Genomic DNA, 25,834 nt, shown 5'->3' on the forward strand with positions numbered 1-25,834 from the left:
GATGGGAATATAGATCTGTGGAGGACTTTTTGTCGGATAGACCCAGAAGAGTTCGGGGTGTTTACAATATTAATGATAACGACTTCAATTTTGTGAGCAATCGGCCTTCAGCGACCATAGAAGTCCTGGAAGCTGCACTATATGCCCAAGACAAAATTCGGATTAGTGATGATTTTTCTGTTACAATGGGGTTAAGGTTGGATGGTCAATATCTGACAGAAGATCTCCCCATTTCCCAAGAGGTATTGGATACGCCTGAATTTGCAGGATTTGACAACAAAATCACTAGAAAACCACAGCTGAACCCAAGATTGGGTTTCAGCTATAATCTGAATGAGAATTGGAGGTTAAGTGGGGGAACCGGATTGTTTTCTGGAAGGTTACCGTATTTGTGGTTTGCTTATGCCGAGTACATTTCCGGTACGGAGTATTTCAATATTGACATACGGCCAGATACTGAATTGGAGCTCACGGAAAACTTATCCGATTTAACCAATCAACAACCCAACTTGGCCGAAATTAACCTTATTGATCAGGACTTCACATTTCCCAGGGATTGGAAAACCAATTTGGCTTTGGACCTGGATTTGCCCAACGACTGGAAACTGCATTTGGAAGGAACCTATACCGAAGTGGTCAAAGGTATTTTCTTTCAGTCTATTAATAGACGGGATGAACTGGGTCAATTTGATGGCGCTGATAACAGACCCTATTTTCTTGAAACGGGTGATGCCATCAAAATTAATCCGAATTTCACCAATGTGTTTTTGTTGACCAACACCAATGGAGGATATCGTTATAATGCTTCGCTTGGGCTTAGCAAGCGATTTAATGGCTACAATTCATATCTAGGATATACCTACGGAAAAAGCAAGGATGTGTCCAGTACTGTGCGAAGTTCACCAGCCGCCAACTATGAATGGAATCAAGCAATTTTTGGTAATGACCCTGGACTTTCGTTCTCCAATTTTGATCTAAGGCATAAAATTGTGTCTACCCAGGCATACAGTTTTGATTTTGGGAATGATGACAGTTTTTTTGTTTCCCTCTTGTATAATGGTCGTTCCGGTAGTCCATATTCTTTTATTTATCAAGGCGATTTAAATAGAGATGGTTCTTCCAGAAATGACCTGATTTACGTGCCTCAAAACCAAAGTGAAATAGCTTTGGTGGATATCACAGACGGCAGCGGTAACGTTACTGTTTCGGCCACTGAGCAATGGCAACGATTGGACGCCTATATCCGAAGTAATTCTTATCTCAGCGAAAGACGGGGCAATTATGTGGAACGGAACGGTGCCAAAACCCCATGGAACCATGAATTGGATGCTAAGTTTGAATTCAGTAAAAATTTGGGAAACCAAAAAAGGTTGACGGTTTCTTTGGACATGTTGAATGTTTTAAATTTTATTAATCGAGATTGGGGCAGATTGGTCTTTGTACCCAATGTGGTCAATTCCAGTTTTAGCTTGTTGAATTTTGTTGGAATCGAGAACAATGTACCACAGTTTCAGTTCAATATCTCAGATAATGAAACTCCTTGGGTGGTCGATTTCCAAAATTCTAGATGGAGAGCACAGTTGGGGTTAAAATTTAGTTTTTAAGCGGTATCTCCTAAGACAGATAGACCTTTTTACATTGATCATATGTTTAGTACATTTAAGATTATGAAAAAATCTACACTCCTGTGGGCTTTGGTACTTTCGCTACCCATGTCCATCTTAGCACAACAAAAATCTATCAAAGCCCTTGTTGGTGGAACCCTTATTGATGGTTTTGGTTCCGACCCGATAAAAAATAGTGTCATCATTATTGAAGGGGAACGTATCAAGGAAGTTGGCACCGTGGAAACCCTTCCAGTCCCCAAAGGGGCTGAAATTATATCCACGGAAGGGATGAGCGTACTGCCGGGATTATGGGACATGCACGTGCATACCATGATCAATGGTCATGCCAATTACACCTATTGGGACAAGACCTATCCACCTTTATTTGAAGATGTGATCATGCCTTCCTCCGCCCATCAATTATTGATGGCAGGAGTTACCAGTGCAAGGGATTTGGGAGCTCCGCTCAAGGAAAGTATTTCTGTACGGGATAGAATAAATAAGGGTGAAATTCCAGGGGCAACCTTGTACGTATCAGGTCCATTTATTCAGCACAAACCCTATCCAGGAACTGAGGACTTTAGATGGGGAGTCAATAGCCCCGAGGATGGCAAACGAAAAATCAAAAAATTGGCAGATGCAGGGGTGGATGTGATCAAACTGATCGATCATGATCAAATGACAATGGAGGAACTCCGCGCTGTGGTTGATGAAGCCCATAAACACAATTTAAAGGTTGTGGCACACGGACACCGTCCCGAGGAAATACGGAGAGGTTTACAGGTGGGCGTTGATTGTTTTGAGCATACAGGACTGTCCTCTGCACCCAAATATCCTGATGATGTCATGGAAATGATTAAGGAGCGGACGGCTCAAATGAACAAAGGGCCATTGTTTTGGTGCCCCACTGTGGAAGGACTTTACAATTATGAATATACCAGGGACAATCCAGAAAAATTGGACAATGATTCCTGGCATTTGGGACTACCGGACAGTGTGATCACCGATATCAAAAATAGTTTTAAGCATCCCGATCGCTTACCGTACTTTCAGTTGACACCTTCAAGAAGACCGACCTTGCAAACCAAAATCCAACAGCTTTTGGACGCTGGGGTGGTTTTATTGGTGGGAACGGACAGTGGCATCCCTATGAAGTTCCACAGTCAATCTACTTGGAACGAGTTGGATGTATGGGTGAACGAGTTTGGTATTGATCCCATGTACGCCATTCGAGCTGCCACCTATTGGCCAGCGCTTTGGACGGGGGTTGCAGATGAAGTGGGCACCATTACCCCTGGAAAATATGCTGATATTATAGCCGTGGATGGAGATGTACTTCGCTACATTAGCCTGCTACAAGATGTGGATATGGTAATCAAGCACGGCAAGCAATACAAATAGTCTTTGGATCGGGAAGAAAGACTTTTGGTTCTGGAAGAAAAATGGAATACCTATTCCCATGGTGTGGGTGCGGTATTGGCAGTGGTTGGGTTTTTCTTTTTAATTCGAGGAGACCTTTCGGCTAAATATGCAACCGTTAGTATTGTTGTTTACAGTCTTTCCTTGATTTTGTTGTTTATGGCGTCCACCTTGTATCATGCGGCTCGGGAACCCAAACTCAAGGCAAGACTTCGGATTCTGGACCATATCAGTATTTATTATCTGATTGCCGGAACCTACACCCCCGTTTGTTTACTGGTTTTGCAAAAGTCCAAGGGATGGTTATTGCTTTACTTGGTCTGGGGCATTGCTCTTTTTGGGACTGTAGTAAAAATATTCTTTACCGGAAAATTTGAAAAACTGTCCCTCTTGCTTTATGCCGTAATGGGCTATTTGGTAGTTCTGGATTACAGTTTCCTTTCGCAAAAATTATCTTCTACAGGCTTGTTTTGGATGGCAATGGGCGGTGCCTTTTATACCCTAGGGATTTTCTTTTATGCCATGAAACGTATCCCTTTTAACCATTTGATATGGCATGTTTTTGTCTTGGGAGGAGCTATTGGCCACTGGATGATGATCCAGGCTATTTTACGGTAATCAAAAAAAGAGAGGGTAATGCCCTCTCCTTAAATTTCTTAGAACTTGACGGTTAGTTAAAAGGCATATGCTGGCAGTGCAACTAAACCATAATAAACGTTTTCATTGTTTGTCCCAATTTGAGCTACATGAATCAATTGGTTCGTTTCTAGGTTTACTTCTGCTATATGGGTATTTCCGTGAGTCAGATTATAACAGAGAGCATATAGCGTACCTGAAGCATCCCTTGCAAAATTCCTTAAATAATATCCAATGGGCTCCTCGTGCTCAAAACCCTCCAAAGTCAATTCAATCACTTCAGTGATTTCACCACTTAAATTACTTTTGTAAACTTTAAAGACGTCTGCTTGACCACTTCCAATGAAAACTTCATCGCTATTGGAACCAAGGGTCATGCCCAAACCGCAACAGGGAATATCATCACCTGTAAATGGCATTGGATCGGAATTGGTGCCTTCCAGTTCAAATTCAAACAAACTTGGTGTGCCTTGGCCCAAACTAAAACCTCCTGTTGCTAAAAGATTATTATCTGTGGTGACGACTAAATCTGAAATCCCCTTCCAAATTTCAACATTTTCTTCGTTTACAATTTGGTTATTTTCGTTGATTACTGTTGCTTGCTTAGAATTGGGATCCACTATGTATAACATTGATTTGAAATTGCCAATTTTTGCAGTTGAAACATACATTTTACCATCACTATAATTGTAAACAGCACCACGAACTTTGATTAAAGGAACCTCTCCCTGCAAAAAGGTAAAAGCAGGTGTCAACCCCCCATCACTTACATCCAAAACATAAAACTGCCCTGTATCCCTATCAGAAACCAAGAGCTCCATTTTATCACTAACTGTGGCTGCGAGGGTGATATCACTTTCCTTGACCACAAACTTGGCCAGATCACTTTCGGCATCGGCAGGAGCAATAGAAGAACCGGACCAATCAAAATAAAAGTCTTCCTCAAGAATGTCCACTTCTCCATTGTTGATTTTAACCCAAAGCTCATCGCCTTTGGATAAATCTTCGGGTTTTTCAATACTGTAGGATTCCCCATTATCAATGGAATACCAAAACGAGAGCTCCCCAGGAGCGGTATATCCATCAGTATTGATAGTGGCTTGGGTAATGTTATAAAAAGTTTCTGTTGGCCCATCATCCGGGTTGCTAGGGGAATCATCTTTACCGCAGCCAAATTGTACAAATGCCCAACTTGCCAACAAGGCATAATGGGCTAATTTTCTCATTTTCATTTGTAAAAGGTTTTAAGGGTTATGGCGCGAATGTAATTGGCGAACCCTTCCCGAAATAGTGCAAATGGACGGAACACCGTTTTGAATTGACGGATACCCTATTTGGGTTGACGGATTTTTTAGCCCCTTAAGAAAATCGTGTATTTACAAAAAATAGGCTAGACCCACACCTAGGATAATGACCACCAGTTTCCTAAGATTAAAAGAATGCCCTTGGGAGCTTTCAAATAGGATGATGGTAGAAATGTGAAGGAACACTCCAATGGCCAGGGCGGTGAGCAAATGCCCATAATTATCCAACCATGTGGAATGATGCGCCAAGAAACTGCCGAGTGGAGTCATCAGCGAAAAAGCAAGCATGAACAGAATAGCCAATCCTTTTTTCATTTTGGAGTTCAATAGAAAAATACCCAAAACAATGGCCACAGGAATTTTGTGGATCACGATTCCATATAAAATCGGCTCATTGCCATGAATGGGGGTGCCTTCGATCAAAGCATGGATGGACAAACTCAAAAAAAGAAGCAAGGGAAAGTCGGTTTTCTCCAGATCCAAATGCATGTGACCATGCTCGGCTCCCTTGGAAAAAAACTCCAGAAATATCTGGAGCAAAATCCCAGCCAATATAAATATGGCTGTGGTTCTAGGACTTTGGTGCTCGTAGACTTCAGGAAGGAGCTCAAAAAACGTGAGCGCCAACAAAAATGCACCACTAAAGGCCAACAATAGGCGTACGTTCTTTTTATCCTTGGTCTGCGTGAGCCGTGCAAAGGCAAATCCCGCCCAAACCGCCAAAATCGGTATTACATAAATCAAAATAATGGGGAATTCCATAGGTTGGATTGAAGGCGTAAAAATAGCCTATTTTTGCCGAAAGATTTTCATAGGAGATGGCAGGAAATTTTAGAATGTTGGCTAAAACTTTATACGGTTTTGAACCGCTGTTGGCCAAAGAACTTCGCAACTTGGGTGCAGGTAGGGTAGAGGAAGGAGTCAGGAATGTGTCCTTTGAAGGCGATACTGGTTTTATGTACAAGGCCAACCTTTGCCTACGCACCGCCTTGAAGGTCATGAAACCTATCTCCAAATTTAGGGTACATAACGAAAAGGAGCTGTACCGTAACGTATACCAAATGGATTGGCCCAGCCTTTTTGGGGAGGACAAGACCTTTGCCATTGATACCACCATGAGCTCCGATGTTTTTAGAAATTCCATGTTTGTTTCCCAACGTGCTAAGGATGCGATCGTGGATAAATTTAGGGCAGTAACGCGGCAACGACCCAATGTGGATTCCCACGACCCAGATATCCGCATCAATATTCATTTGTATCGCAACAATTGTACGGTTTCTTTGGATAGCTCCGGGCCTTCTTTGCACCAACGGGGTTACCGAATTGCTACCAATATTGCCCCTATCAACGAGGTTTTGGCCGCGGGATTGCTATTGCATAGTGGATGGGATGGTCAGACCGATTTTTTAGACCCGATGTGCGGTAGTGGAACATTTTTGATTGAAGCCGGGATGATTGCCTGCAATATTCCAGCGAACATCAACCGGGAATTCTATGCTTTTCAGCATTGGAAGGACTATGATGCGGACTTACATGAGAAGATTGTAAATGCCAGTTTGAACAAAACCAGGGAGTTTCACCACAGAATTTTTGGATACGATAAGGCGCCTTCTGCGGTAAGAAAAGCCCAGGAAAATGTGGAAAATGCCAATCTTTCAGATTATATTACCATTGAGCGGAAGGATTTTTTCCGAACGGAGAAACCTACGGATTCCAAATTGCATATGGTGTTTAACCCGCCTTATGGGGAACGACTTCAAATTGACCCAGATGCCTTTTATGCCAGAATTGGAGATACCTTAAAGCAGGATTATCCTGGTACGGATGCGTGGTTGATCACTTCCAATTTGGAAGCGCTCAAGCATGTGGGGCTAAAGACCTCGAGAAGAATCAAGACCTTTAATGGCAAGCTGGAGTCAAGACTGGTGAAATATGAAATGTACGAAGGCAGCAAGAAACATAGGCCAACGGATTAAGCTATTTTATTGGCCCGTCCCCTGCATATAGGCCAATTTGTTCAAAATGCTGAACGCTGCAGGATTGGATGTACTTCTCCATTCCAGCAGGAATATGGGCCTTATTCCATTGCTCTCCAGCAAAAAGACGAATATCTTCTTCACTGCTCCAATACGATATCATGGAGAAGGTATCGGGATTCCACTGGGTTGGCCTGGCAATTTCCAAACGTATCAAGCCCTGTTGTCCTTGCACCAGAGGGACGGAGATTTCCTTGAACTTGGATTCAAACTCCGCATGAAGGTTTTTAGGCACTTCCGCAGTAAAAACTCTTACAATCATGAACTCCGCTATTTATCTGACCAGATAGCCAATTCATTGCCCACGGGATCCTTAAAATGGAACCGACGTCCGCCAGGAAAGGAAAAAATGGGTCTGCAAATCTCTGCTCCTGCATCAACCACTTTATCCTGAATTTCAGATAGATCTTCATGATAGAGCACCACCAAAGCACCGTTGATAACTTCGCCTTCGGTAAGTTCAAAGCCTCCTTCCAAACCACTATTGGAAAAAGCGGTATAAGTAGGGCCAAAATCGGTAAAAGTCCATCCAAATGCTTGTTGATAAAAAGCCTTTACTTTTTCAATGTCATTGGTTTTGAGTTCAACGTAGTTGATGCGACTGTTTTCCATAGTTTCCGTATTTATTCTGCGGGTTGCTCTTTTTGTTTTTTGGACTTTTTATAAAAGGGAATCAGATAGGATAAGGTGTAATTATAACTTACGCCAAAGTTGCTTCCATCCGTTACCCGATTGAATCCAGGAATCCATAAATTGGGGAATTGGTCATCCTCGGTATTGGTCACCAAGAATCCCAAACGGGCACTTATTCCAACATAAATATTGGCAAAAAGTTCAGCTTTTATCCCAACTACAAATTCCAACCAAGAGGCGCTGAGGCCGCTAAATTCTTGACCTGGTGTGGCACCGTTCAAAAAGTCGGTAGGACTGAAAAAACGATCGGTATCGTAAATTTTATAATCGTTCAAGGTTTGGCTAAATGTGGCAAAGGAGTATCTACCACCGATGATGATGGAATTTTCCATACCAAACCAATTTTCATAGGTATTCAGATCAACTCCCAGTTTAATATAACTACCCTTGGAAGTGTAGTTGTACAATGGGGTATTACCCAAGTCTTCAAATAGGGTTTTTTCCTCATTTCCCAGTTCCCCGGCCAGATACAATTTTTGGGTAAGTCTGAAGTCGCCGGCAACCTCAAAACCAGTGTAATCTTCATCCAAAAAGGAAAACACAAGTCTATTTAGGTCTGCACCCACCCTTAAACCGTATTGTTGCTTGTACTCCACCGTGTCTTTGGGTTGAAGGTCAACAGGTTCATCCTGTGAGATTCCCCAAAAAGGGAGACCTAAGAAAAGCAGGCTAATGAAATATTTTGACATGGATGCTATTGGAATTTGCTACGGTTTCTTGTTCTATGGTAATGTTCTGTATCCAATTGGTGTCGCTATCGGGCAGGGTCACGGTCAGGTTGTCAAAATTGGCAACAAACCCACAGGCTTTGGAGACATAGGTTTCTTGCACGCCATAAGTTATGGTGATGGCATCGCTGTTTCCTGTTTCCTCCCCAGTGTCCGCATCAGCGGCAGAGTCCATAATGAGTTCGTAGGTGGTAGAGGTATTTGCTATCCGAAGGGGCACCAAAAGGGAATCCGGAGAATCTGAACGATCTGTGAAGGAATCATTTTCCAACACGCTATCAATGTCCAAAGAATTGATTCGTATGGAAGGTACTTCCTTGAATTCTTCGGTATTCTCGGCATTGTAAAAACCAATGATCAACAAAGGGGTATCGCCATCCACGCAGATATCATCTTTTTCGCAAGATGCCGAATAGATCAATAAGAAGGTGATGAGTAAGCTAGGGAGTACTTTTTTCATTCAAAGTTTAAAACAAAGGTTATCAAAAATTATACCCGTTTCTCCAAAAGTACAACATTTTCAACGTGATGTGTTTGTGGAAACATATCCACCGGTTGCACCTTGATTACCTGGTATTTTTCATCCAATAGAGCCAAATCCCTGGCTTGGGTTGCGCTGTTGCAACTTACATAAACAATTCTTTGGGCAGCTACCTGCAACAGTTGCTCTACAACCTGTTTGTGCATGCCGTCCCTGGGTGGATCGGTGATGATAACATCGGGTTGACCATGTTGTTCAATAAATTCCGTTGTGAACACATTCTTCATATCCCCTACGTAAAACTCCACATTGGATATGTCATTTCCAAGGGCATTGTTTTTGGCATCTTCAATGGCTTCTGGAACAGATTCAACCCCAATGACCTTTTTGGCTTTTTTGGAAACGAATTGGGCTATGGTACCGGTTCCTGTATACAGGTCATAGACCAATTCCTGGCCAGTAAGTCCAGCGAAATCCCGAGTAACCTTGTACAGTTCGTATGCTTGCTCAGAATTGGTCTGGTAAAATGATTTTGCGTTTATCTTAAATTTTAGGCCCTCCATCTCCTCAAAAATATGGTCCAGACCTGAAAAGCAGACCACATCCTGATCATAAATAGTGTCGTTTGGCTTTTGATTTATAACGTAAAGCAAGGAGGTGATTTCCGGGAATTTCCCCATCAAAAAATTCAGCAATAGTTCCCTTTGTTCTTTGTTATCCTCAAAAAATTGAATCAGAACCATGACTTCTCCGATACTGCTTGTCCGCAACATCAAGGTTCTAAGTAAGCCTTCCTGGACCCTTGGATTGAAAAAAGAAAGCCCATTTTCCACTGCAAATCGTCTTATGGCTGTTCGGATGGCGTTGGATGGATCTTCTTGCAAGTGGCATTTGTTGATGTCCAAAATTTTGTCCCACATACCCGGAATGTGAAAACCTAGGGCATTGCGATCCGTGATTTTCTCTTCAGAGTTGATTTCCTGTTCAGTAAGCCATCTACTGCTCGAAAATGAAAACTCCATTTTGTTCCGATAGAAATATTGCTTTTTGGAACCTAGGATGGGCATGGTATCCGGTAGCTCCACTCCCCCAATTCGCTGAAGATTATTTTCCACTTCCTTTTGCTTATAGAACAGCTGGTGTTCATAAGCCATGTGTTGCCATTTGCATCCCCCACAAACCCCAAAATGTTCACATTGGGGATCTGTTCTTTTTGCTGAGCGTTGATGAAAATTGGTGGCAACTCCTTCAAAATAGGCCTTGCGCTTTTTGGTGGTAATTACATCCACCACATCACCGGGAACTGCATTGGAAAGAAAAATGACTCTTCCATCAGGTGCTTTTCCAACAGATTTTCCCTTGGCTCCTGCGTCCACAACTTCAACATGTTCAAAGGTCTGTCGCCTCTTTTTTCTTCGCATGGCGCAAAAGTAGGCATAGGTTTTTATACAGAACAACTAACTTGTATAAATGTATCCCAAAAATTCCTTTAAACTTTTGAACCTTTTCCTTGGCAAAGCGTCCTTGTATTGAAAGTAGATATGAAAACAACCCGTTTTGTGTTTGATGGCTTAATGGTATTGGAATACCAATCTGGGAACGTAAAGTCTTTGTCCGTATTGGTGAACCGACATCATAATCGATTGTGCAGGCATTCGTATAGATATACCAAGGATGTTGAGGCCTCGAAGGACATTGTCCAAGATTCATGGAGGGTGATCATAAAAAAGTTGAACACGCTAAAAGATCCCAATAGTTTTAGCAGTTGGTCCACCAAGATTGTAACGCACAAAAGTTTGGATTACCTAAACAAACTTAAAACCAGTCAAAGGAATCTGAAAAGTTATGCGGAAAACAATCCAGAGCAAACGCCAAAGGGAAATGATGACACGGGAAAGGTAACCCAGCTGTTGAGTGCCATAAAGGAGTTACCTGAAAACCAGCAAATGGTATTGAAGTTATTTTATACGGAAGAATACTCCCTAAAAGAGATTGCCGAAATTTTGGACATATCCGTGGGAACGACAAAATCACGATTGTACCATGCAAGAGAAAAGTTGAAGAAAATTTTAAAAAATAAATAAGATGAAAAAAGAGATGGAAGAAATAGACAAGTTGATCAAGGAAGCGCTTACCCAAGAGGAAGCCAAATTTTACGATGAACTGGGAGAACAGAATGTCTTGGAGAAGTTTGGGGGAATTTTTAAGGGTAAAATGGGCTGGTTGGCCGTTATCATGAACATCATGGTTCTGATATTTTTTGGACTCTTAATTTACTGCTCCATCCAGTTTTTGGATTCGGAAGCTACCAATGACCTTATTAAATGGGGCATGGGCATATTTGTTTCCAGTTTGATCATGAGCATGCTCAAAGTCTATTTTTGGATGCAAATGGACAAAAACGATGTGCTGCGGGAATTAAAACGATTGGAGCTGCAAATCTCTGCGCTTTCCCATAAAAAGTGACGTACAATGCACTTTTAATTGGATAAAAATTTGATATTTTTGCGACACTACTAGGGATGATTTCTCTCCCACGCTGCTTTTTCGAGTCCTCGAAAGAATAAAGGTACAGAAGGAATGGTTGTTTTATCAATTTAAAAATTACTAAAATGGCTGTTTTAGAACATTTAACGTCGCAGCAAGCGATTGATTTAGAGAACAAGTACGGAGCCCACAATTATCACCCACTACCCGTTGTCCTGAGCAGGGGAGAAGGTGTATACGTTTGGGACGCTGAAGGAAAAAAGTATTACGATTTTTTGTCGGCCTACTCGGCCGTGAACCAAGGCCACTGCCATCCAAAAATTGTTGGGGCCATGGTAGATCAGGCAAGAACCCTTACATTGACTTCCCGAGCATTCTACAACGATATGTTGGGCATTTATGAAAAGTATGTGACCTCCACCTTTGGGTTTGACAAGTTACTGCCCATGAACACTGGAGCGGAGGCGGTTGAAACGGCTTTGAAGATTTGCCGTAGATGGGCGTATCAGAAAAAAGGCATTCCTGAGAATCAGGCGAAGATCATTGTGTGTGAAAATAACTTCCACGGAAGAACAACAACGATCATCTCTTTCTCCAATGATCCCGTTGCAAGGGAGAACTACGGGCCGTATACCGAGGGTTTTGTTAAGATTGAATACGATAATCTGCAGGCTTTGGAAAATGCCTTGATCGCTAATCCAGATGTGGCAGGGTTCCTTGTAGAGCCTATTCAGGGTGAAGCAGGAGTCTATGTACCCTCAGAAGGCTACTTGACCGCTGCCAGGGCACTTTGTCAGCAGCACAACGTTCTTTTTATCGCAGATGAGGTGCAAACGGGAATAGCCCGTACTGGAAAACTATTGGCGGTTGATCATGAAGACGTAAAACCTGATATTTTGATTTTGGGCAAAGCCTTGTCCGGAGGTGCTTATCCAGTTTCGGCGGTTTTGGCCAATGATGACATCATGGATGTCATTACTCCCGGAAGCCATGGAAGTACTTTTGGTGGTAATCCGGTTGCAGCTGCTGTTGGAATAGCCGCCCTAGAGGTGGTCAAGGAGGAGCAACTGGCAGAAAACGCCATGGAATTGGGTGAAGTTTTTAGGGAAGAACTCAACAAGTTCATTCCAAGCTGCGATTTGGTTTTAAAAGTACGAGGGAAAGGCCTTTTGAATGCCATCGTGATCAATGACACCGAAGATAGCTCCACTGCATGGGATATCTGCATGGCTTTACGTGACAATGGATTGTTGGCCAAGCCTACCCATGGCAATATAATTCGATTTGCACCGCCATTGATCATGAACCATGAACAATTGATGGATTGCATTTCCATTATCAAGAAAACGCTTCTGGAGTTTGAAAAATAAAAAACGCTTCTTTGAATAAAGGCTCGGTTATCCGGGCCTTTTTTATGCATGTTACTAAATCTGAGGGTTATAAAACTGCGTTTTCCAAGAGCTCCAAGGTCATTTTATCGGCATCCCAATGGGCATGGATACCAATTGGAAAAGTAAAGTTGTTGGGGACATGGCCAAAGCTCATTCCATACGCTGCCGGAATGTTCAAGGGAGCTATTCGGTCCAAGAGGACTTCCTTTAGGGTGAAACCGCTGGGACTTGGGTCTTTATCGCATCCAGCGCAAACCCCAAAAACGATTCCCTTTGCTTTTTTAAATGTGGAACCTTCAATCAACTGTGTCAACATTCTGTCCATTCTATAGGGAGCTTCCTCCACGTCCTCAATACAAACAATGGCATCGGTAAAATCAATTTCATGAGGGGTACCAACAAGTGCCACAATCAAACTTAAACTACCGCCTACCAATTTTCCAGATGCGGAACCAGTAGTTATGGCGTATCGCTCATATTCCGGGTTTTCAAGCATTTCCTTGTCCTCCAAAACTACATTTTCTATGGTTTGGGGGTAATTGGGGGATTCCAACTTTGCCAGCAATTGTTGCTTGCTGTAGTCGTCATCTATAGTGCTACCCACGGGACCATGGAAGGTGACCAATCCTGTTTCTTGGTTGATGCCATTCAGAAGGGCGGTAACATCACTAAACCCCACCAATATTTTAGGATTTGATTTTATGTTGTCGTAATTGATCATTTGCATAATTCGGGTACAGCCATATCCACCACGGGCGCACAGAATGGCGTCTACATCTGGATTGGTGAACATTTCATTGAGATCGGCTGCCCGTTCTTTATCCGTGTCGCTAAAGTATCCGTGATTGCCATGAATGCGATCTGTATGGAAAGGAATAAAGCCCATGTCTACCAAGGTGGACTTCATTTCTTCTAAAACCTCAGGTTTAACCGCATATCCCGGGGCAATCAATCCAATGGTGTCTCCTTTCTTTAGTCTTTTGGGCAACAATTTGTTGGTGTCCTTCTCAAAACCTTCAAGGTTGGGTCTTACCTGGGAGACCAAAGTGGAAGCGGACAGCACTACAGATAGATTGATAAATTGCCTTCTTTTAAGCATTGGGTTTGGGTTTTACATGGTCTCAAAATAAAATAGCCACCTTAAAGATGGTGACTATTTTTGACTTTATGATTTGTATCTACGGCAGAAGGGTAAGAGAGGCCTGCTTAAGGAGCAGCTGATCCACCCTTGGATCTTGCCCTACGCAATTGCCGCTGTATTTTTTTAATAGCAGATTCAATGGACTTCTCTGGTTCAATGATGTTGTACTCTCCCCAGAAATCCGGGTCGGAGAATCCTAATGCCTCATCACTCAAAATAATGGACTTTTTAAGACGTTCCCTGACTTTTGGCAATTGACCGTCCAAGTTTTTTTCCCAGTCCGTAACCGCCATTTCGGCTGTCATGCTATACACGGAGTTGAACAGCTTGTCTTCCCAATCCACTTTAAATTCCAACAGGACATTGCTGTACCCATAATACCACTTGCCTCCTTTTTCGCGGTAGTCCACTCGGTAAGCCACCTCTGTGGGCCATACATCCACCTTTGCAGGCTTTTTTCGGACAAAGAGCCGGGCTGCCCTGTACTTATCTGTGATATTAAGGGTATAAATGGCACTGGTCAAGGTTCTGTTCTCTACATCGATAAAAAGCTCTCCTTGATACAAGGGCTCTTTAATACTCTCCCATTGATTAAACTTAATAACATAAATCAATTGGTCATTGATTCTGGTGGAACGACTAAAGGTGAACTGGTAATCTTGAATGGAGCCTTCCGCGAAAATATATTCTGGATACTTCATGATATCCACATAAAGCGTGTTGAAAGGCCCGCCCTGAAGCTTGAGAGCCACTGTATCCAATTTGCTATAATCCGTGCTCTTACGTGCCCTATATAGTTCAACAGCATCTTTACGAAGCGAACTATAGGGAGTCTTGTAAATGTTTACCACAGCTTCGGAGAGAGATACATTTTTTCTTCGTTTTTTGATGGTTTCCCTATAAAATGCTGTCATCAGCGTGGGATCGTCAAAGTAATTGTCCCCTTTTCGGGCCAAAGTCTCCCTAACCAAGGCAGCTGCATCTTTTGGCGCGTTGATATTCACCTCCGACAGTTCTGTAACCGAAACCACAAGGGTAATCTTGTTTTTATTGGGTTTTAAATCGGCCAACGGAATGTTCTTGCTCTTATAACCCAAAAAGGAAACCACCACCGTGCCATCCGTCATTTCCTTGGGTATCTTAAGCAAAAAATTACCTTCTGTATTGGTAATTGTACTTATGTTGGTGCCTTCTACCGAAAGGGTAGCAAAAACCAATGGCTTTTTGGAGGAAGCATCCCTTATTTCTCCCTTATATTGGTTAAAAGCATTGTCCTCTACCTGAACATCCTGCAATGCCATCGAATCCGCAGGGGAAAGCATCCAAATAAGTAAGAGAAGACATGTGGGGACCAATCGAATCCCTTTGTATAAAGTGTTGGCAAATAAATTCATAGCCTATGATTTTATAAATAATCCTATCTATAAAGGTACAAATTTTTAAAATGCAAAGCTAGGGTTGGATACCCATCCCAACCCTTTAAATTTGCTGCAGCCTTATACTTAATCTACCATAAACAAGGCGTTTGCGAAGAACAGTTTGCCATTCTCCCAAAACCCTCGAAACAACGGATTGTCAACCATGTAAACCACAGCACCTTCACCGCGATTCTCCACACCAAAAATCAGGGAGTTGGCTACTTTTTTGAGTGCTTCACTTCCAGCAAAGCCGGACACTTGCTTTGGATTCTCACCTTCCAAATAAGCGGCGTTGCCATATTTTAAGTAATCATATCCCGTACTTCCAAGCTTTAGGGTGAAGTAATCTGTCCCATAGCCATAGGCCAAAGGATGCGAATTATCCACTCTTGCCTTGAAGATGGCTCCTGTAATGGCATTTTTGATTTGTTCCCGTTGTGCGTTTTTATGGGGTTTAGGCTTATTTTTTGTTGAATCTTTGGCGGCTTCCTTTTTCTTGATACCAAATCCTTTTTCACCATCAATACCATCAATGGCACCACCCATGGCAATGAGCTTTCCTCCTGCCGACACCCAGTCCTTGAGTTTGGTCAACTGGGCCTCACTGAAATGATTTCCGTAACCTCCACTGGGAAGTATCAGAATATTGTAGTCTTTTAAATCTACCTGATCGGCATATTCGCTATCAATAACTGTAATGGGATACTCCAACTGCTGTTCAAAGAAATGCCAGATTTCTCCAAAGCGAAGGGTAGAGGTAGGCTCTCCGGACAAAACCGCAATCTTGGGCTTGGAAATCATTTGTACATAGGCAGAACCAAAATCTTTTCCGGAGTCGACATAACCCGTACTGGAGGCGGTCAATTCTTGATTGAATTCCTTGCTGATTTTCGTCAACTGGGAAACAAAGTCTGCATTATTTTGATTATCACCCTTGGTTATGATCAAACTCCCTCTTGCAAAGGACTTGCCTTCAATGGAAAACGGATGGTCAGCTTTGCGCACACGAATACCGGCTTTTAGCAATGCAGCCAAGAATTTGGCATCTTTCATGCTGTTCCAATTGGAGATATAGGCGTAGCTATTGGTATCCAAAGCACCAGTGTTTACCGCTGGATTTTGCGCTTGACTGGAAACCAACGAAGTTGAGGCAATACCATTTAAGCCATAGGCATATGGCAAAGACCAGGCGGTAATATCATAGGTCAGGGAATCACTCAGTTTTGCATTCGGCTCAAACAATACCTTGACCAAAGTACCTTTGGACTGGTTGGTAGAGACCACCAAACTATTTTGGGAAACAGCCATGCTTCCACTGCTGCCTGTTTGGTAATTATAGCCCTTAACCGATGAAACTGTTGGACTTCCGTATTTGATTTTATGCTTGGAAAGAAGTTGTTTCAATGCTTCAATTTTATCAGAATTCCCATTCAATACATAGCTTTTGTATTTGAAGTTTTTATTTTGGTAGAACTTCTTGAATTCTTGGTTCAGCCGCTCTGCATTTTGGTGGGAAACCTCAATAGTGGAAAGACCCGTAGTATGGTGGTGGGCAATACGATCTTTTAAAGTAAGGGTATCGCCAATACTGGTGATTACTCCCAGTCCACCGCGTCCACTTCCTCCCTGCTCATAGGTCATACCGATTGCGCCATTGTAGGTTGGGTAGGTGTCCCCATAGCTCGGATAGAAGAGGTCAAATATTTCCTTTGTGAAATAGAACCAGCCCTCGGCATCAAAATATTTGGCGTGATTCTTACCTAACGTAACTTGAAAATCGCGTTGGAAATCCGTGATTACCTCGTGGTAGGGTTCAGCAGCTGGGGCAAAATAATAGGGATTATCCACACCTTGCTCGTGAAAGTCCACATGCACATGCGGAAGCCACTCGTTATATACTTTAATTCTTTGTTGACTCTCCACCTGGGTCAGCCAAGCCCAATCCCTGTTGAGGTCAAACATATAGTGGTTGCTTCGTCCGCTCCACCAGCCTTCGTTGTGTTCCTTGCTGTTGGGGTCTAACTGATGGGGCGTGTTTTTATACTGATTGTACCAATTGCTATAGCGGTCCCTTCCGTCTGGATTGATACAGGGGTCCATGATGATCACGGTGTTGTCCAAATAGGAACGTTTGCTGGTGAGAAGCTCATAAATGGTTTGCATAGAGGCCTCAGTGCCAACACTTTCATTACCATGTACATTATAACTTAACCATACAATGGCGGTAGTACCATTGCCAGTACCTTCCGTATCCTTTAGATGCTCTTGCCTAATATTTTCCAGATTGGCCATATTGGTGGCAGAGGACACATAGGCCAGCAGCAGAGGGCGCCTTTCGTTGGTTTGCCCATAGGTGGTCAACTTGACCATATCTGGAGCCTGCTCCGCCAAGTATTGGTAGTAATCCACCACTTCGTGGTGACGGGTGAATTCCGTTCCCAATTCATACCCCAGAAACTCGGAAGGGGATTTTAAATTTTGTGCAGTAAGGAAGCAGCTTGTAAGGGCCAAAAGAGAAAATAAAAATCTTGTCATATGTGCGGGTGTTAGTAAAAATCAAATCTAACAATAAATTGGAGAATCACCATTTTTAAAACAATATTGAAGCTTTTGTAATTAACTTATTTTTAGGAAGAGAAAAAAAGAAGAGAAGTATCTTTAGCACTTCATTTTGAATTTTGATGGAAGTAGAGTGTATACCCTTTAAGGAAACTGGTTATTTTTCCAGACTTATTTGTGATTATTTGGATCAAAAGGAAGACCTAAAACCTTTTTACAATAGATTCCCCCAATTAGAAAATTTTAAGGACCAGATAAAGGAAAAAGAGGCTAGCTTTCCTTCCCATCGGAGAGCCATTTTGGTGGATGCCGTTGAGGAACAGTATAAAGGACTAAAGGTTTCAGAACTTACGCAAGAGAACATTTCCCTCTTAGGCAATTCAAAAACCTTTACCGTGGTAACCGGGCACCAGCTGAATCTGTTTACGGGACCACTTTACTTTTTATATAAAATTGTCTCCACGATCAACCTTACCAAAAAACTCAAGGAAACCTATCCGAATTACAATTTTGTTCCAATCTATTGGATGGCCACGGAAGATCATGATTTTGAGGAGATCAATTACTTCAATTTCAAAGGTCAAAAAGTTCAGTGGAACAAGGAGGCTTCAGGCGCGGTTGGTGTGTTCAACACCGAAGGGTTGGATGCAGTCTTACAGACTTTTTCGGCCAGTCTTGGAAATTCTAAGCAAGCCGAGTATCTGAAAAGCTTGTTTCAAACTGCTTATTTGGAGCACAACACCCTTACCGAAGCCACTAGGTATCTGGCCAATGCATTATTTGGGGAATATGGTTTGGTCATTGTGGACGGAGATCACGCCAACCTCAAAAAGGAACTGGTGCCGTATGCCAAACAGGACATCTTTGAGCATATCCCGTTTGATTTGGTTACAACTTCTATTAACGGACTCTCCAAGGTATCATCGGATTATAAGATTCAAGTAAACCCACGGGAAATCAATTATTTCTATCACAAAGATGGAATCCGTGAGCGGATTGTTGGTAAGGATGGCAATTTTGAGATGTCCAACACAGATATCAAATTCACAAAACAAGAGCTTGAACAGGAACTGGAGCAGTTTCCGGAACGCTTTTCGCCCAACGTGATAGCCCGCCCATTGTTTCAAGAAGTAATCTTACCCAATCTCTGCTATATTGGCGGCGGAGGAGAACTGGCCTATTGGTTGGAACTCAAGGCGTATTTTAATGCTTTGGATGTGACCTTCCCTATGCTATTACTTCGCAATTCGGCCTTAATTATGACCCAAAAACAAAGCGGAAAGGTGGAGAAGTTGGGACTTTCAATTCCTGATCTCTTTTTAAAGCAGAACAGCTTTATCAACAAGAAAATCAGGGAAATTTCCAACATCGATATTGATTTTGCTCCACAGAAGAAACATTTGGAGGAACAATTTGAGGCCATGTACAAATTAGTCGAAGAAACCGATAAAAGTTTCATTGGGGCGATAAAAGCCCAAGAAGTGAAGCAGAAAAAAGGTTTGGATGCCCTTGAAAAAAGATTGCTTCAGGCTCAAAAACGAAAACTCCGGGATCACGTTATCCGAATGACGGATATCCAAAATGCACTTTTTCCAAACCAGTCCCTGCAGGAAAGGCAACTTAACTTCTCAGAAGTTTATTTGGAAATGGGGGAGGGTCTAATTCCCAATCTCATGGAGTCCTTGGATCCTCTGGTCGGTAAATTCTTGATTCTAAAGGATTAAATTTTTAAGATTTAACTATTTGTTTTTCAGTTTATTACGACATCCAATTGTTTTTTTGATGTTTTTTTCAAAAAAAAATCGAAAAAAAAGTAGGGTATTTTACCACCTAGTTGTTTTACTACTGAAAATTGCTATGAAATTTTTTAACAAAATGAGTTGGTAAACTCATATGTTTAGGTTGGTTTTGATTTTATTTTAAAAGCCCCGGAGTGGTTCCTGGGGCTTTTTTTATTATCTCGACCATACGCCGTGGGTATGGCCTTTGATAAGTAAGTTGACTTTGCTAATCTAAAACAAATCCTTGAAATGGGATTTTATTTCGAAAAGTGTGGCCTCGGCCATGGAATCAAATCTTAGGTCTGCATGGCCAACCCGGTCCTTGGGACCAATACCAACACTGTAAAAACCACCGGCCTTGGCGGCATCAATGCCACTTTTGGCATCTTCAAAAACTATACATTCATCCGGTTGTAGCTTCATCTTCTCCGAACCATAAAGGAAGATGTCTGGTTCAGGTTTGCTTTTGGATACACTATTTCCATCACCAATCACGTCAAAATACATATTGGCATTGAGCTGTTGCAATACCTTGATGGCATTCTTGCTTGCGCTACCCAATGCTACGTTAAAACCTTCGGTTCTTAAATGCGTCAGTAACTCTTTCGCTCCGGGAAGATAGTCTTCGGCTGTCATTAGATCCAAGCTGGCTACGTATATATCATTTTTCTTTGTGGCCAGCTCTGCAAGGGTTTTCTCATCCAAAGAAGTTTGGTTGTGGTCCAGAATCACTTTTATGGAGTCCATTCTTGAGATACCGCGAAGTTTATCGTTTACCTCATAATCAAAGTCCCAACCCATTTCATCGGCGAGGTTTTTCCAAGCCTTGTAATGAAGCTCGGCGGTGTCGGTAATGACCCCATCTAAGTCAAAGATGAATCCCTTAATCATAGTTTGGTGTGTTTAGGCAGCAAAGAAATGATGAAAAATGTAAAGAAAAAAACGAATTCACGTTATATTTAGGTACGGGATTTCCTAACAAAAAAATAATGATTGTGACCCCTGGTCTTTCATGGGATCAGTTATTTATCTTGATTCTAAAATTTTTGGAAATTAAGATTTGGTTTGTTTAAACTGGACAGTGCAGCTCAAGGAATGCAAGTTGGTCAAGGTTACTTGTTCCGTTTAAAAAGATATACAATATAATCCCTCACTGACCAGTAGTACTGTTCCAATAAAGATGTTTTTTTTACTTTCTTAGGTTCATTCTCTACGTCATGTTTAAAGAAATACATTTCATTAAATCTATAAATATGGGTCACCCCGCATGCCGGACATGGACTTAGAAATAATTGAGTGGACCCATGTAAGTTCTTTTTTTCCATTTCCTCGCTTGTATATCCTGTAAATACAGGATAAGGATAACTGTAGGTATGACAATTGATATAGAGCTTTGGCATGGCACCTATAAAGATATCAATTATTGTACATCGGGATTTGGTAATCTTTTGGGGAAAGACACGCTGTCCAATGCTAAAAAAAAAGGAGCCCATAACCCTTTGGATAAGTCTTTTGAAAACTTGTAAAAATATCCCCGAAAAGATACTTTTCCAACTCCGGCAAATTGCTATTTTTGCCCATGCAAAACAACGTACTTATCCTAGACTTTGGCTCCCAGTACACCCAGTTGATTGCACGAAGGGTCCGAGAGCTGAACATTTACTCTGAAATAAAACCTTTTAACAACCCACCCGAAGATTTATCGGAATATCAAGCCGTTATCCTTTCAGGATCTCCCTATTCCGTTAGAAGTGAAGATGCCCCGCATCCGGATCTTACGGAAATCAAGGGAAAAATCCCATTATTGGGGATTTGTTATGGAGCACAATATCTCTCCCATTTCAACGGAGGTAGCGTAGCTCCGTCAGCGACCAGGGAATATGGTCGCGCCAATCTGTCTACTGTAAAAGCGGGTGAAACCTTTTTGGAAGGCCTGGAAATAGGAAGCCAAGTATGGATGAGCCATAGCGATACCATCAAGGAACTTCCCACTGGGGCAGTCCGATTGGCCAGTACCCATGATGTTGAAAATGCTGCCTTTCGTATTGAAGGCGAACAAACTTATGGTATTCAATTTCACCCGGAAGTATATCATACCAAGGATGGTAAGCAGCTATTGGAGAATTTCCTGGTAAAGATTGCTGGTTTAAAACAGGATTGGACACCGGATGCCTTTATAGAGACAACAGTGGCTGAGCTTAAAGAAAAAATAGGGGATGAGAAGGTAATTTTAGGACTTTCAGGTGGAGTGGATTCCAGTGTTGCGGCTATGTTGTTGCACAAGGCCATTGGGAAGCATCTTCACTGCATCTTTGTAAACAATGGATTGCTACGGAAGAATGAGTTTGAAAGTGTTTTGGACCAATACCAACACATGGGGCTCAACGTAAAGGGTGTGGATGCTTCGGCACGTTTTTTGGAAGCCTTGAAAGGAGAATCCGAGCCGGAGAAGAAAAGAAAGATTATTGGACGCGTGTTTATTGAAGTTTTTGATGATGAAGCCCATAAGGTGGAAAACGCCAAATGGTTGGCCCAAGGAACCATTTATCCCGATCGGATTGAGTCGGTTTCGGCCAGTGGCGGACCATCGGCCACCATTAAAAGTCACCACAACGTTGGCGGACTTCCGGACTATATGAAATTGAAAATTGTGGAACCATTGCATTTGCTATTTAAGGATGAGGTCCGAAGAGTAGGTAAAAATTTGGGGATGGATCCTGCAATTTTGGGAAGACACCCATTTCCTGGCCCAGGTTTGGGAATTCGGATTTTGGGTGACATTACCGCCGAAAAGGTGTCCATATTACAGGAAGTCGATGCTATTTTTATCGATGGACTCAAAAAATGGGGACTTTATGACAAGGTTTGGCAGGCCGGAGCCATGCTTTTGCCCGTAAATAGTGTAGGGGTTATGGGAGATGAGCGTACCTATGAAAAATGTGTTACGCTTAGAGCAGTGGAAAGCACGGATGGAATGACGGCAGATTGGGTGAATTTACCCTATGAATTTTTACAAAAGACCTCCAATGATATAATAAATAAGGTGAAGGGCGTTAATAGAGTAGTGTATGACATTAGCTCCAAGCCTCCAGCAACTATAGAATGGGAATGAGAAAACATCTTGTATTATTGGGTTTTGTGGCATTTTTCTTGGCCACAGCGCAGCTTTCTGCGCAAAAGTTTACAACACATGCCGTGAAGGAGGGAGAGACCTTGCAGAGCATTTCCCAAAAATACAGGGTTACACCCTATACCATTATCCAATCCAATAAAGAGATAAAAACCGCTGCAGACGTAAAGGTCAATACCCTTTTGGTCATTCCTTTGGATGGCAGTGTCATCACCCCCGAAACCGAGGTCAAGGAAGAAAAGGAGGTGGAAGAGCGTAAACCTACAAGTTTTATACGGCATAGGGTAAGGAAACGCGAAACCCTATTTGGATTGACCCAGCGCTATGACATAACTGAAGAGCAGTTGAAGCGGCATAACCGCCAGTTGTATGCAGAACCTTTGAAAAAGGGCATGATTTTGCAGATTCCTGTTTATCCAGAACTTACGGAAGAAGAGGAAAGAGCCCTGGATTTTGAGACTTATACAGTACAACCCAAGGAAACCCGCTGGAGTATTGCACATAAGTATGGTATCTCCGTGGATAGCTTGGCAAAGCTTAACCCTGAATTGGATGGGACGTCTGATTATTTGGCGATTGGGCAGGAACTTACCCTGCCAAGGCCCAAAGGGGATAGTTTGGAACAAGAAATAAACCTTTTCACTTCGTTTACTGTACCTCCCAAACAGACATTATATAGCTTAGGAAAGGAATATGGGATTCCTTCGGATTCCATTGTGAAGCTTAATCCCGAAATTATGGAGCAAGGCGGCTTGAAAGAGGGAATGGTGCTGCGTTTGCCCAAAAAGAAAAATACTTCTGGGGAAGTTAACACGGACAATTTTATTTTTTACGAAGTAAAACCCAAGCAAAACATTTTTAGACTCACCCAAAACTTGAAAATCTCAAGGGATACTCTTTTTGCCTTGAACCCTACTTTGGAAAATGGGCTTAAAGCGGGAATGGTGCTAAAGTTGCCCAAAGCAAATTCCGAGGAATTGGTGGTTAAAAATGCCTTGGTCATCGACAAAATCAACTTGGCTGACAGTATCAATTTGGAAAACAGGCCCAAAGTGGTATTTATGTTGCCTTTTCGATTGGATCGTATCGACTTAAATGACCGCAAGAAGACTTCAAGCCAAATTAGTACAAGGAGGGATTTAAAGTTGAGTCTTGGATTTTATTCAGGGGCCCTTGTGGCTTTGGATTCCATTAAAAAAATGGGTGTTTCGGTAGAGGTGGATACCTATGACACCGAGTTGAGCCAAGCTAAAGTAAAGGAGATCCTTTTCCGTGAAAGTATTTGGGATGTGAGCGCAATAATTGGCCCGGTATCGACCAAGGCTTTGGATGAAGTTGCAGTTCAAGCGGCAAGCAAGAACATTCCCGTAATCTCTCCAACGGCATCGGATAGCGAACTGAGCCATGGAAATGTGTATTATTCAGTACCCAAGGATGAGGTGTTAAGAAAAAAGATGTTGGATTATTTGGCCAAAGTGCATACCGACCAAAATGTGGTTATCATTGCTGATTCCACACATCAAGTTGCGTACGACTCCATTTTGTCCAAGTTTCCTGCAGCCCAAATTGCCAAGGTCATTGACAATAAGTCATTGCATTTGGATGAGTTCCTGATTCAATTGTCCGAGGAAAAGGAAAACTGGGTATTCTTGGAAACCGACCAGGCCAACATGGTGTCCAGTGTAAGCTCCATTTTGAACTCGGCCAATACCGAAGAGATTTCGGTACGCATGTTCACCACCAACTTTAACAGTGCCTTTGAGAATGATGCAGTCTCTGTCTCGCATTTGTCCAACTTACGATTTGCTTACCCAAGTTTTTACAGAAAGGCGGGCAATGATTCCTTTACCAGGGCCTATAGACAAAAATATAGGGGACTGCAGCCTGACAGATATGCGGTGAGGGGATTTGACGTCACTTTTGATCTTTTGTTGAAGCTGGCCCACAAGAACAACCTATTCGAAACCTCCAAAATAGTCGGGTTGACCGAATACACTGGAAACAGTTTCAACTACTTCAATGAATATACCTCAGGGTTCTACAACAGAGCGGCTTATCTGATGGAATACGATAGTTTACAAATCAAGGAAATACAACTGGATGACCTCAAAAGTAACTTATAAGGGCGAACTACGAACCACTTGTCTGCACCTTAGATCAAACAATGAATTTGTAACCGATGCCCCAGTGGACAATAATGGTTTGGGGGAAGCTTTTTCACCTACGGATACGGTGGCAACAGGGTTGGCCAGTTGCATGTTGACCATGATGGGGATTAAAGCTCGTGATTTGGAAGTGGATTTGGCCGGTTCTACTGCTGAAGTTACTAAGCATATGGCGGCAAACCCCAGACGTATCAGTAAGATTGAGGTGAAAATGGAATTTCCTGCCCATGTTTCCGATAAACATCGGAAAATTCTTGAAAATACGGCGAACACCTGCCCTGTACACTACAGTTTGCACCCTGATATTGAAAAGATAATTGAATTTAATTGGGTAAAATAAATGCCATAATATGCCTGCTTCTTTTTGGTTTTTTGGGTTGGGGCCAGGAAATTGAGGAAGGAATTTTATGGGATGCCAGCAAGCGTTTATCCTGGTCGGATTTTAAAGGGAAAGTACCTCCAGCTGCAGAACCCGCAGCTACCACCGCAAGTGGCATCAGTTATCGCTACTCCGCAAACCTGATTCACCATGAGGTAAAGCTGGATTTTGAAGTAAATGCCTATTTCTATCCCAATGAATCGTGGTACAAACCTGAAGTTTGCGACGAGCTTATCCTAAGTCATGAACAACTCCATTTTGACATTGCTGAGCTCTTCGCCAGAAAAATGCGTAACAAATTACGAAGAACCTCCTTTTCGGATAATGTAAAACAGGAAATCCGGGATATTTATCAGGATATTTTACAGGAGCTTCAGGATTTTCAGGATCAATACGATTGGGAAACTGGATATTCCAGAAATGCGAAAAAACAATTGGAGTGGAATCGTAAAATTGCCAAAGCGCTAAGCGAGGAATAA

Annotated in this window: 24 protein-coding genes (1 of these 24 only partly in view); 13 read left to right on the forward strand and 11 right to left on the reverse strand. The window is 42.3% G+C overall.

Annotation, left to right across the window (positions count from 1 at the left end):
- The 3 genes from ACOOE0_RS11780 to trhA all read left to right on the forward strand — a co-directional run.
- Window positions 1-1,604, forward strand: partial view of a TonB-dependent receptor domain-containing protein gene (locus ACOOE0_RS11780; RefSeq protein ID WP_420399106.1) — the 3' portion only. Its footprint begins 1,525 nt before the window's first position; the window shows 1,604 of its 3,129 coding nt (coding positions 1,526-3,129); the start codon falls outside the window, past its left edge; it ends in the stop codon at window positions 1,602-1,604.
- 63 nt (window positions 1,605-1,667) lie between these two features.
- On the forward strand, window positions 1,668-3,008 hold the full coding sequence (locus tag ACOOE0_RS11785) for an amidohydrolase family protein (protein ID WP_420399107.1): 1,341 nt from the start codon (window positions 1,668-1,670) through the stop codon (window positions 3,006-3,008).
- Between the two features lie 3 nt (window positions 3,009-3,011).
- The gene (gene trhA, locus ACOOE0_RS11790; protein ID WP_420399108.1) at window positions 3,012-3,644 is read left to right on the forward strand and encodes a PAQR family membrane homeostasis protein TrhA; all 633 of its coding nucleotides are present in this window, start codon (window positions 3,012-3,014) and stop codon (window positions 3,642-3,644) included.
- A gap of 56 nt (window positions 3,645-3,700) precedes the next feature.
- Here trhA and ACOOE0_RS11795 read toward each other — a convergent pair whose 3' ends face one another.
- Window positions 3,701-4,894: a hypothetical protein gene (locus ACOOE0_RS11795; protein WP_420399109.1), complete on the reverse strand. Its 1,194-nt coding sequence runs from the start codon at window positions 4,892-4,894 to the stop codon at window positions 3,701-3,703.
- Between the two features lie 144 nt (window positions 4,895-5,038).
- Window positions 5,039-5,728 carry a ZIP family metal transporter gene (locus tag ACOOE0_RS11800; protein WP_420399110.1) on the reverse strand — a complete coding sequence of 230 codons (690 nt, stop codon included), beginning with the start codon at window positions 5,726-5,728 and terminating at the stop codon, window positions 5,039-5,041.
- Between the two features lie 56 nt (window positions 5,729-5,784).
- Between ACOOE0_RS11800 and ACOOE0_RS11805 the strand changes: the two genes are divergently transcribed.
- Entirely contained in the window at window positions 5,785-6,942 is a 1,158-nt protein-coding gene (locus ACOOE0_RS11805) for a THUMP domain-containing class I SAM-dependent RNA methyltransferase (protein ID WP_420399111.1), read from the forward strand.
- Between the two features lies 1 nt (window position 6,943).
- Here ACOOE0_RS11805 and ACOOE0_RS11810 read toward each other — a convergent pair whose 3' ends face one another.
- From ACOOE0_RS11810 to rlmD, 5 genes are read right to left on the reverse strand one after another with little or no spacing between them, the layout of a single operon-like run.
- Window positions 6,944-7,264, reverse strand: coding sequence for an antibiotic biosynthesis monooxygenase family protein (locus ACOOE0_RS11810; protein WP_420399112.1), 321 nt, complete (start codon window positions 7,262-7,264; stop codon window positions 6,944-6,946).
- An 8-nt stretch (window positions 7,265-7,272) separates the two neighbouring features.
- Complete coding sequence (locus ACOOE0_RS11815; RefSeq protein ID WP_420399113.1) at window positions 7,273-7,614, reverse strand: VOC family protein; 342 nt, start codon at window positions 7,612-7,614, stop codon at window positions 7,273-7,275.
- 11 nt (window positions 7,615-7,625) lie between these two features.
- Complete coding sequence (locus ACOOE0_RS11820; protein ID WP_420399114.1) at window positions 7,626-8,384, reverse strand: DUF6048 family protein; 759 nt, start codon at window positions 8,382-8,384, stop codon at window positions 7,626-7,628.
- A complete protein-coding gene (locus ACOOE0_RS11825; RefSeq protein ID WP_420399115.1) occupies window positions 8,365-8,883 on the reverse strand; it encodes a DUF6452 family protein in 519 nt (172 codons plus the stop codon). The genes ACOOE0_RS11820 and ACOOE0_RS11825 overlap by 20 nt, the downstream gene beginning before the upstream one ends.
- Before the next feature lie 29 nt (window positions 8,884-8,912).
- Complete coding sequence (gene rlmD, locus ACOOE0_RS11830) at window positions 8,913-10,325, reverse strand: 23S rRNA (uracil(1939)-C(5))-methyltransferase RlmD (protein WP_420399116.1); 1,413 nt, start codon at window positions 10,323-10,325, stop codon at window positions 8,913-8,915.
- Window positions 10,326-10,433: 108 nt separating this feature from the next.
- Here rlmD and ACOOE0_RS11835 point away from each other — a divergent pair, with 108 nt between their 5' ends.
- The 3 genes from ACOOE0_RS11835 (at window position 10,434) to rocD (ending at window position 12,761) form a co-directional block, all read left to right on the forward strand.
- Window positions 10,434-10,988, forward strand: a complete 555-nt coding sequence (locus ACOOE0_RS11835) for an RNA polymerase sigma factor (RefSeq protein WP_420399117.1) — start codon at window positions 10,434-10,436, stop codon at window positions 10,986-10,988.
- Between the two features lies 1 nt (window position 10,989).
- On the forward strand, window positions 10,990-11,370 hold the full coding sequence (locus ACOOE0_RS11840; protein ID WP_420399118.1) for a DUF6768 family protein: 381 nt from the start codon (window positions 10,990-10,992) through the stop codon (window positions 11,368-11,370).
- A 146-nt stretch (window positions 11,371-11,516) separates the two neighbouring features.
- On the forward strand, window positions 11,517-12,761 hold the full coding sequence (rocD, locus tag ACOOE0_RS11845) for an ornithine--oxo-acid transaminase (protein WP_420399119.1): 1,245 nt from the start codon (window positions 11,517-11,519) through the stop codon (window positions 12,759-12,761).
- A 67-nt stretch (window positions 12,762-12,828) separates the two neighbouring features.
- Here the strand turns inward: rocD and ACOOE0_RS11850 are convergent, their stop codons facing one another.
- The 3 genes from ACOOE0_RS11850 to ACOOE0_RS11860 all read right to left on the reverse strand — a co-directional run bounded on the left by ACOOE0_RS11850 (window position 12,829) and on the right by ACOOE0_RS11860 (window position 17,876).
- The gene (locus ACOOE0_RS11850) at window positions 12,829-13,881 is read right to left on the reverse strand and encodes a S66 peptidase family protein (protein ID WP_420399120.1); all 1,053 of its coding nucleotides are present in this window, start codon (window positions 13,879-13,881) and stop codon (window positions 12,829-12,831) included.
- A gap of 107 nt (window positions 13,882-13,988) precedes the next feature.
- The gene (locus ACOOE0_RS11855; protein WP_420402217.1) at window positions 13,989-15,245 is read right to left on the reverse strand and encodes a carboxypeptidase-like regulatory domain-containing protein; all 1,257 of its coding nucleotides are present in this window, start codon (window positions 15,243-15,245) and stop codon (window positions 13,989-13,991) included.
- A 180-nt stretch (window positions 15,246-15,425) separates the two neighbouring features.
- Window positions 15,426-17,876 carry a M14 family metallopeptidase gene (locus tag ACOOE0_RS11860; RefSeq protein ID WP_420399121.1) on the reverse strand — a complete coding sequence of 817 codons (2,451 nt, stop codon included), beginning with the start codon at window positions 17,874-17,876 and terminating at the stop codon, window positions 15,426-15,428.
- 146 nt (window positions 17,877-18,022) lie between these two features.
- Between ACOOE0_RS11860 and bshC the strand changes: the two genes are divergently transcribed.
- A complete protein-coding gene (gene bshC / locus ACOOE0_RS11865) occupies window positions 18,023-19,624 on the forward strand; it encodes a bacillithiol biosynthesis cysteine-adding enzyme BshC (RefSeq protein ID WP_420399122.1) in 1,602 nt (533 codons plus the stop codon).
- 288 nt (window positions 19,625-19,912) lie between these two features.
- Here bshC and pgmB read toward each other — a convergent pair whose 3' ends face one another.
- The gene (pgmB, locus tag ACOOE0_RS11870; RefSeq protein ID WP_420399123.1) at window positions 19,913-20,572 is read right to left on the reverse strand and encodes a beta-phosphoglucomutase; all 660 of its coding nucleotides are present in this window, start codon (window positions 20,570-20,572) and stop codon (window positions 19,913-19,915) included.
- Window positions 20,573-21,054: 482 nt separating this feature from the next.
- On the opposite strand from pgmB, the gene ACOOE0_RS11875 reads away from it, so the two are divergent.
- Genes ACOOE0_RS11875 through ACOOE0_RS11895 form a run of 5 tightly spaced genes read left to right on the forward strand, consistent with a single transcriptional unit; the run spans window position 21,055 to window position 25,834 of the window.
- Window positions 21,055-21,207, forward strand: coding sequence for a hypothetical protein (locus ACOOE0_RS11875; protein WP_420399124.1), 153 nt, complete (start codon window positions 21,055-21,057; stop codon window positions 21,205-21,207).
- Between the two features lie 53 nt (window positions 21,208-21,260).
- Window positions 21,261-22,793, forward strand: coding sequence for a glutamine-hydrolyzing GMP synthase (gene guaA / locus ACOOE0_RS11880; RefSeq protein WP_420399125.1), 1,533 nt, complete (start codon window positions 21,261-21,263; stop codon window positions 22,791-22,793).
- Window positions 22,790-24,934, forward strand: coding sequence for a LysM peptidoglycan-binding domain-containing protein (locus ACOOE0_RS11885; protein ID WP_420399126.1), 2,145 nt, complete (start codon window positions 22,790-22,792; stop codon window positions 24,932-24,934). Before guaA ends, ACOOE0_RS11885 begins: the two co-directional genes overlap by 4 nt.
- Window positions 24,912-25,316 carry an OsmC family protein gene (locus ACOOE0_RS11890; protein ID WP_420399127.1) on the forward strand — a complete coding sequence of 135 codons (405 nt, stop codon included), beginning with the start codon at window positions 24,912-24,914 and terminating at the stop codon, window positions 25,314-25,316. The genes ACOOE0_RS11885 and ACOOE0_RS11890 overlap by 23 nt, the downstream gene beginning before the upstream one ends.
- Window positions 25,304-25,834, forward strand: a complete 531-nt coding sequence (locus ACOOE0_RS11895) for a DUF922 domain-containing protein (RefSeq protein ID WP_420399128.1) — start codon at window positions 25,304-25,306, stop codon at window positions 25,832-25,834. Before ACOOE0_RS11890 ends, ACOOE0_RS11895 begins: the two co-directional genes overlap by 13 nt.

The sequence above is a fragment of the Flagellimonas sp. genome (genome assembly GCF_965215805.1).
Classification (GTDB): domain Bacteria; phylum Bacteroidota; class Bacteroidia; order Flavobacteriales; family Flavobacteriaceae; genus Flagellimonas.